This is a genomic window from Polaromonas sp., assembly GCF_041689105.1.
Classification (GTDB): Bacteria; Pseudomonadota; Gammaproteobacteria; order Burkholderiales; family Burkholderiaceae_C; genus Polaromonas.
On the sequence record NZ_JBDNGU010000030.1, the window covers coordinates 1 to 5,112 of the forward strand.

Annotated in this window: 4 protein-coding genes; all 4 read left to right on the top strand. The window is 61.8% G+C overall.

The window, feature by feature from the left end; all coding sequences use genetic code 11:
• On the top strand, positions 1-1,495 hold a 1,495-nt coding region (locus ACESMT_RS02720; RefSeq protein ID WP_372825014.1), incomplete at its 5' end, for a sulfatase.
• A 103-nt stretch (positions 1,496-1,598) separates the two neighbouring features.
• Positions 1,599-3,014 carry an NAD-dependent succinate-semialdehyde dehydrogenase gene (locus ACESMT_RS02725; protein WP_372825016.1) on the top strand — a complete coding sequence of 472 codons (1,416 nt, stop codon included), beginning with the start codon at positions 1,599-1,601 and terminating at the stop codon, positions 3,012-3,014.
• Positions 3,015-3,046: 32 nt separating this feature from the next.
• The gene (locus ACESMT_RS02730) at positions 3,047-3,991 is read left to right on the top strand and encodes a Bug family tripartite tricarboxylate transporter substrate binding protein (protein WP_372825018.1); all 945 of its coding nucleotides are present in this window, start codon (positions 3,047-3,049) and stop codon (positions 3,989-3,991) included.
• Between the two features lie 17 nt (positions 3,992-4,008).
• Positions 4,009-5,112 (top strand): DsbA family protein (locus tag ACESMT_RS02735; protein ID WP_372825020.1); only part of this gene is annotated, 1,104 nt, incomplete at its 3' end.

The window sequence follows — 5,112 nt, forward strand, 5'->3', positions numbered from 1 at the left end:
CGGCTGGCGCTCAGAGCGCTTCTATGTCGCCAATCCCGCGTGCATGCCCAATCGCGCCACTTTAATGACCAGCCGCATGCCCTCGCTGCATGGCGTGCGCTCCAACGGAATTGCACTTTCCGCAGAGGCCACCACCTTTGTCGAGCTACTGCGTGCAGCGGGATACACGACAGCGTCTAGCGGGAAAATCCACCTGCAGCCAATGCTGGGCGAGGGTCCCATATTGCGCCGGCCGCCCGGAGTCGGTATCCCGCCACCCGAAGATCTGGCCGAGGCGCGCCACGCTGAGAAGAACGGCATTTCGTACGACCAGGAGCGCATCTCGCGGTGGCAATCTGATCCGACCCATGATCTTTCGCTGCCGTACTACGGCTTTGACGAAGTGCATCTAACCATGATGCATGCCGACGGCGCGCACGGCCATTACGGGCGCTGGCGCAACAACCGGCACCCGAACGCCGATACTGAACTGGTGGGCCCCGAAAATGCGATCCCGCAGAGCAGTATCGAGGCGCTGCAGGCGTGGCGCACCGCCGTGCCCGAAGAGCTCTACTCGACAACCTACATCAAGGAACAAGCGCTGGGGGTCCTTCGTCGCCAAGCGGCGACAGGTGAGAGTGCCGCGCCCTTCTTCCTGCATTGTTCATTCCCCGATCCGCATCATCCTTTCACGCCACCAGGCAAGTATTGGGACATGTACGATCCCAAGGAAATGCAGCTACCCCCGGCTTACCAGCCCAATGTCGGAACGCCTCCTCCACCGCTAGCGCATCTCTTGGCCGAGCGCGATGAGGGTCGCGCCGACCGAAATTCGTGGATGCTGCAGGCGGTGACCGAGCGAGATGTTCGCGAAGCCTTGGCGTTGACTTATGGCTCGATCACCATGATTGATGACGCCGTGGGCGAACTTCTAGCAGAGCTCGAACGTCTTGACCTGCATCGCAATACGGTGGTGGTCTTCACCAGTGACCACGGAGATTACATGGGCGACCATCAGCTGATGTTTAAGGGGCCGATTCACTACGATGGCCTGATCCGGGTACCATTCATCTGGGCCGACCCGCAGGCCACGTCCAACGCGCCTGCCAAGTCTGCTGCGCTTGCAGGAACTGTGGACATCGGCGCGACCATCCTCGCCCGTGCAAGCGTTCAACCCTTTAACGGCATGCAGGGGCGCAGCCTGCTGCCGGTCATCGACGGTACGGCAACCGGAGTGCGCGAGGCAATCATCGTCGAAGAGGACAACCAGCGCGCCTTCCTTGGTTTTGATCGCCCCGTGCGTATGCGAACACTGGTGACAGATCGATGGCGCCTTACGGTTTATCGCGGCGTTAAATGGGGTGAGCTCTACGACCTTCACGACGACCCGCTTGAACTCAACAACCGCTGGAGCGACCCCGCGTTGCTACCTGTGCGCGAACAGCTATTGATGCAACTTGTGCAACAAATGCAGGAGCTGGCAGACGACAGCCCGTTGCCAACTTCCCGTGCCTAAACCTCCGAACCAACGCCAGAGAGACCTCGCCCCAATGCCTGCGAACGAATCCATCCCCAGCCCTGCCGCCGACTTTGCGCGCGCGCGTCTCGCCGAACTCAGCATGCTCATTGACGGCGAATGGAGCGGAGGCAGCGAGGGTACCTCCGAAGACGTGCTCAACCCGGCCACCGGCCAACTCTTGGGTCGGCTGCCGCACGCTTCGGCGGCCGACCTGGAGCGTGCTGTTGTCGCCGCTGATCATGCCTTCGCCTCGTGGTCCCGCACACCAGCAATCGAACGTTGCGGCATCCTGCTTCGCGCCGCGCGGCTCATGCGTGAACGCAGTGAGATCATCGCGCATATCCTGGTCATGGAGCAAGGCAAGCCCCTGGCCGAAGCGCGTGGTGAGATTGTCGGCGCCATCGAAATATTCGAGTGGTATGCGGAGGAAGGTCGACGGATCTACGGCCGCGTGATTCCGTCGCGCCAGCCGCGCACGCGTCACCTAGTAATGCGCGAGGCCGTTGGCCCGGTTGCCGCCTTCACGCCCTGGAATTTTCCGGCGCTGACCCCTGCGCGAAAAATAGCTGGCGCATTGGCCTCGGGCTGCACCTGCGTCATTAAGCCAGCGGAAGAAACGCCGGGCACCGCGCTGGAACTCGCGCGCGCCTGCGTCGATGCAGGTCTTCCGAGAGGTGTGCTCAACGTCGTTTTTGGTGTGCCCGCGCAGGTTTCGGATTTCCTGCTTCGTGCGCCACAAATCCGCAAGATCACTTTTACCGGGTCTACAGCCGTCGGCAAACAACTCGCAGCGGCAGCCGCGCTGCACGGCGCCAAGCGCTGCACGATGGAGCTCGGCGGCCACGCACCGGTCATTGTGGCCGACGATGCCGACATTGAGGCGGCCGTAAAACTGTGCGTGGCGTCACGCTTTCGCAATGCCGGTCAGGTCTGCGTCGCAGCTTCGAGGTTTTTCGTCCAGCAGGCGGTCTATCCGGAATTTCTCGAGCGCTTCGTCGAGGCTACGCATGGTCTGAAGCTGGGCAGCGGTCTGGCGCCCACCACCGGTATGGGACCGCTCGCCAATGCGCGCCGGCTCGAAGCCATGACCAGCTTTGTTGACGATGCCCTGCAGCGCGGGGCCCGGATAGCTACGGGGGGAAAGCGGCACGATGGCGCTGGCTTCTTCTGGCAACCCACCGTGCTCACCGATCTGCCCGATAACGCTCTCGCCATGCGAGTCGAAACGTTCGGCCCGGTTGCACCAATCGTTGGTTTCTCAAGTCTGGATGAAGCTCTGCAGCGCGCCAACGCCGTGCCCTTCGGCCTGGCGGGCTACGCTTTCACCACCTCGGCCGCGACCGCGATGACGCTGTCAGATCAATTGCAGGTCGGAATGCTGGGCATCAATACGCTGGGAATCTCGCTCGCCGAGGCACCGTTTGGCGGTGTTAAAGAAAGCGGCTACGGCAGCGAAGGCGGCACTGAAGGCCTCGATGCTTACCTCTCTACCAAGTTCTTGGCTCACACCACGTAACGCGTTTGCAAAAAATTTCAAGGAGACAATTCATGCGACTCATCCGAATCACTGCCTTTGCCCTTTTCGCCGCCGTTTCGCTCGGCGCCACGGCTCAGACTTATCCCGCGCGGCCGGTCAACATGATCGTCAACTTTCCACCAGGCGGAGCTACCGATCTGGCCGGACGCGCGCTGAGCGCGGCGATGGGGCAAACGCTCAACCAATCTATCGTCATAGAGAACCGAGCCGGAGCGGGCGGGGCCATCGGAGTTGGCGCCATCAGCGCGGCGCCCAGGGATGGCTATCACATCGGCTTCATCGCCGTCGCCGCGCTGACCACGCTTCCGCAGATACGCAAGGTGCCCTACCAGCTCGATTCTGTTGACTACATTTGCCAGGCCTTCGACCTGCCGGTGTTCATGTTGACCACCCAAGGATCGCGCTTTAAGTCGGTTCGCGAGCTTGTAAGTTACGCCAAAGAAAATCCCGGAAAAGTCAACTATGCCACCGTCGGGCCTGGCACGCTGCCGCATATGGCAGCCATGGATTTCGCGCGCAAGGCCGATGTGGAATTGACACACATCCCTTTTCAGGGCGAGGCACCAGCAGTCACTAATCTGTTGGGCGGCCACGTCGATCTTTATTTCGGCACCAACGCTGTCGCGACGACACACAATCTGAGGCGCCTGTCTATTGCGACAGACAAGCGCGTTCCGGAGGCGCTCGACACGCCAACCTTGAAAGAACTCGGCTATCCTGTCAGCTGGTCAATCAAGGGCGGAGTGATCTTACCGGTCGGAGTGGACGCACGGGCGCGGCAGGCACTTGAGCAGGCCTGCAAAACGGCCGTCGCGGGACCGCAATATCGCAGCGCGATGCAGCAGATGAAAATGAATGTCGCTTACGCCTCCGGCGAGGACTTCAAGTCCGCAGTATTGGCCGAATCAGGCAGGAACCGCGTGCTGCTGCGTGAGGCCGGGCTTCTGGCACCGTAGCCGTAGCGCCGACTCCAATGCCTTCCGCCGCGCTCCGCTTTTATCACCGCGTCGACGACCCATGGAGCCATCTTCTGCTGCAGGTGCTACCGCGCCTGCAGACCAAATACGACGTCAACATCGAATGCCTCACGGTACCTGTGGCGCCACCCGAATACTCGCCACGCGCTGACATGCTCGACTGCCACGCCCTGCGCGACGCGCAGGACCTGTGCCGATATTTAGAACTCCACTTCAGCACAAACGGCCAGACGCCCTCGAAAGCTGCAGCCGCATTGGCGGCGCGGTGCCTGCTCGCCGTTGAAGATTCAACCCTTTACCTGGACTTGGCACAATCGCTAGGGGAGGCGCTGTTCACCGTCGATGACGCGCGCCTTAATGCGATTTGCCGAAAGTCGCCAATGATCTCCTCCGAAGAGGCGCTCGATCAGTTGGAGCGCAACCAGCAGCGGCTCCTGCGCGAGGGTCACTTTCATGGTGGCATGATCGGCTTCGGAGCCAACTGGTACTGGGGTGTGGACCGGCTGTCTCATCTGGAGCATGACCTGCTCGTGGGCGGCCACCGCCGCACCAACGCCAGCGTGGGCCTGCTAACGCATCGCGAAGAGTCCTCGTCGCCAAGCTTGCATGTTGACACGAGCGCACCCCTGCTCGAAATAGATTTCTACTGCACCTTTCGCAGTCCTTATGCCTACCTTGCCGCGCCGCGCGTGTTCGCGCTAGAGCAGCGTTACCCAGTACGGGTACGCCCCCGGCTCATGCTGCCAATGAAAATGGCTGGTTTTGTCATTCCAGAGTCCAAGTCGCGGTACTTTCGCTTCGATCCGGCGCGCGAGGCCCTGCGCCTCGGCATGCCTTTCGGCAACTTCTACGACCCCTACGGACGCGGACTCGAACGCGCGATGGCGCTGGCTGACCTGGCTGCGGACGGGGGCCAGCTAGCTTCGTACATCCTCTCTGTGACGCGCGGCGTCTGGGCCGAGGGCCTCGACCTGGCCAGCGACGAAGGGCTGCGTGTGTGTGTCGAGCGAGCCGGCCTCGATTGGCAGGTCGCCGCATCCCGGGTCGACGACCAGACATGGCGCATTTGGGCCGACCGGCACAGGGCAGAACTAGCCGGC